This window comes from Nocardiopsis trehalosi NBRC 14201 (assembly GCF_001552555.1).
Lineage (GTDB): Bacteria > Actinomycetota > Actinomycetes > Streptosporangiales > Streptosporangiaceae > Nocardiopsis_B > Nocardiopsis_B trehalosi.
In genome coordinates this window covers 1-2,762 of the sequence record NZ_BCRK01000322.1, presented here as the reverse complement: position 1 = coordinate 2,762, position 2,762 = coordinate 1, and the positions used below count along the sequence as shown (strand labels likewise).

General features: G+C 76.1%; 1 protein-coding gene. It reads right to left on the bottom strand.

Going from position 1 to position 2,762, the window contains the following annotated elements; genetic code table 11:
* Positions 1-35: 35 nt before the first annotated feature.
* The gene (locus NT8_RS27805) at positions 36-2,660 is read right to left on the bottom strand and encodes a bifunctional FO biosynthesis protein CofGH (RefSeq protein WP_084469343.1); all 2,625 of its coding nucleotides are present in this window, start codon (positions 2,658-2,660) and stop codon (positions 36-38) included.
* Between the last annotated feature and the right edge of the window lie 102 nt (positions 2,661-2,762).

Genomic DNA, 2,762 nt, shown 5'->3' with positions numbered 1-2,762 from the left:
CCCCCGCCGCTCCGCGCGGCGGGGGCGGCGCGCCCTCAGACCACCGGCAGCCGGGGCCGCAGCACGGCCGCCGCCACCCCGTCGCTGGCCTCCGCCGCCGCCCGCCGGTCGGCCGGCACCTCCCCGTAGAGGGTGCTGCGCTGGCGCACCGGCCGCCCGGTCGGCGCCACGAGCGCGCGGATGTCGCTGATCGTCTTGTACGACCCGTTGTCCGAGCCCGCCATGCGGCTGATGGTCTCCTCCATCAGCGTGCCGCCGACGTCGTTCACCCCGCCGCGCAGCAGCAGCCGGCAGGTGTCCTCGGCCAGCTTCACCCACGAGCACTGGATGTTGTCGATGTGCCCGTGCAGCAGCAGCCGCGCCAGCGCGTGCACCGCCCGGTTCTCCCGCACGGTGGGGCCGGTGCGCGCCAGCCCGGCCAGGTAGATCGGCGCGCTCGTGTGCACGAACGGCAGCAGCACGAACTCGGTGAACCCCCGGCGGCCGGTGCGCTCCACCGCCCTCTGCTGCAGCGACCGGATCAGCTTGATGTGCGCCACCCAGTGGGCGGGCGTGTCCACGTGCCCGTACATCATCGTGGAGGTGGTGGGGATGCCCAGCTCGTGGGCGGTGGAGACGACCTCGATCCAGTCCGCCGCCGGCAGCTTGCCCTTGGTGAGCACCCACCGCACGTCGTCGTCGAGGATCTCGGCGGCCGTGCCGGGCAGCGAGTCGACCCCCGCCTCCCGGGCGCGCACCAGCCACTCGCGCACCGGCAGCCCGGTGCGCGACGCCCCGTTGACGACCTCCATCGGGCTGAAGGCGTGCACGTGCATGCCGGGCACGCGCTCCTTCACCGCCCGCGCCAGATCGAAGTAGGCGGTGCCGGGCAGGTCGGGGTGGATGCCGCCCTGCATGCAGACCTCGCCCGCGCCCGCCTCCCACGCCTCGGCCGCCCGGTCCGCGACCTGCTCCAGCGACAGGGTGAACGCGTCGGCGTCGGTGCGGCGCTGGGCGAACGCGCAGAAGCGGCAGCCGGTGTAGCAGACGTTGGTGAAGTTGATGTTCCGGGTGACGACGAAGGTCACGTCGTCGCCGACCGCGTCGCGGCGCACCGCGTCGGCGAGCCCGGCCAGCTCATCCAGCTCGGGGCCGTCGGCGTGCAGCAGCGCCAGCGCCTCGTCGTCGCTCAGCCCCGCCGGGTCGGCCTCGGCGCTGCGCAGCGCCGCCCGCACATCGGGGTCGGCGCGGCGCGGGGCCGCGGCCCCGCCGGGGGCGGCCCCCTCCGCGATGCGGTCGCGGACCAGGTCCCAGTCGCCGTAGACGGCGTCGAAGTCGCCGCGCCGGTCGGCGGAGCGGCCCTCGGTGTCGACACCGGTGTGCAGGTCGGTGCGGCCGGAGGCGTCCAGGGCGGCGTCGGGCTCCTGCCAGGGGCGCCCGGTCACGGTCGCGTCGGGGCGGGCCAGGCCGGTGTCGGGGTCGGCGAGCGCGGCGACGTGGCCCCGCACCCGGGGGTCGAGCCACGGTTCGCCCTGGAGCACGTACTCGGGGTAGACGGTGAGGCGTTCGCGCAGCTCGAAGCCCGCCTCGGCGGTGCGCGCGGCGAGCGCGTCGATCTGCGGCCAGGGCCGTTCGGGGTTGACGTGGTCGGGCGTCAGCGGCGACACCCCGCCCCAGTCGTCGATGCCGGCCCGCAGCATGAGCGCGAAGTCGTCGCCGATGAGGTTGGGCGGCGCCTGCACGCGCGCCCGCGCGCCCATGACCAGCCGGGTGACCGCGATGGTGGCGGCCAGCTCGGCGAGTTCGGCGTCGGGGCGGTGCATCATGGCGGTCCCGGGCTTGGCCCGGAAATTCTGCACGATGACCTCCTGCACCGCGCCGTACTCGCGGGCCGCGCGGCGCATGGCGAAGATCGCGTCCACCCGCTCGGCCGGGGTCTCCCCGATGCCGATGAGGATGCCGGTGGTGAACGGCACCGAGGACCGGCCGGCGTCGTCGAGCACGCGCAGCCGCACGGCGGGGTCCTTGTCGGGGCTGCCGTAGTGGGGGCCGCCCCGCTCGGTGAACAGCCGCTCGGCGGTGGTCTCCAGCATCATCCCCATGGACGGGGCGACCGGCTTGAGCCGCTGGAAGTCGGACCAGCTCAGCACCCCGGGGTTGAGGTGCGGCAGCAGGCCGGTCTCCTCCAGGACCAGGACCGCCATGGCGCGCACGTAGGAGAGGGTGTCGTCGTAGCCGCGCTCGTCCAGCCACGCCGCCGCCTGCGGCCAGCGGTCCTCGGGGCGGTCGCCCAGGGTGAACAGCGCCTCCTTGCAGCCCATGGCGGCGCCCCGGCGGGCGATGTCGAGCACCTCGTCGGGGGAGAGGAACGGGGCGTCGACCCGGCCGGGGACGGTGGCGAACGTGCAGTAGTGGCAGCGGTCGCGGCACAGCCGGGTGAGCGGGATGAAGACCTTGCGGCTGTAGGTGATGACGCCCGGCCGCCCGGCGGCGGCCAGGCCCGCGTCGCGCACCCGCCCGGCGCAGGCGAGCAGCGCGTCGAGGTCGGCGCCCCGGGCGTGCAGCAGGACCTCCGCCTCGGCGGGGTCGAGCGCCTTGCCGTCGCGGGCGCGGGCGAGGGCCCGCCGCAGGGCGGAGGGGGTGGGGGCCGGGGCGGGGGCGGCGTCTCCAGCAGCAGTCATAGGCGCACGATACGCGGCGGCCCCGGGCAGGTCACCGACCCGGTCGGCCCGTCGGCCGGGAGTGACGACCGCCTCCCCGCCACCGCGCGCGGCGCGGCGGCG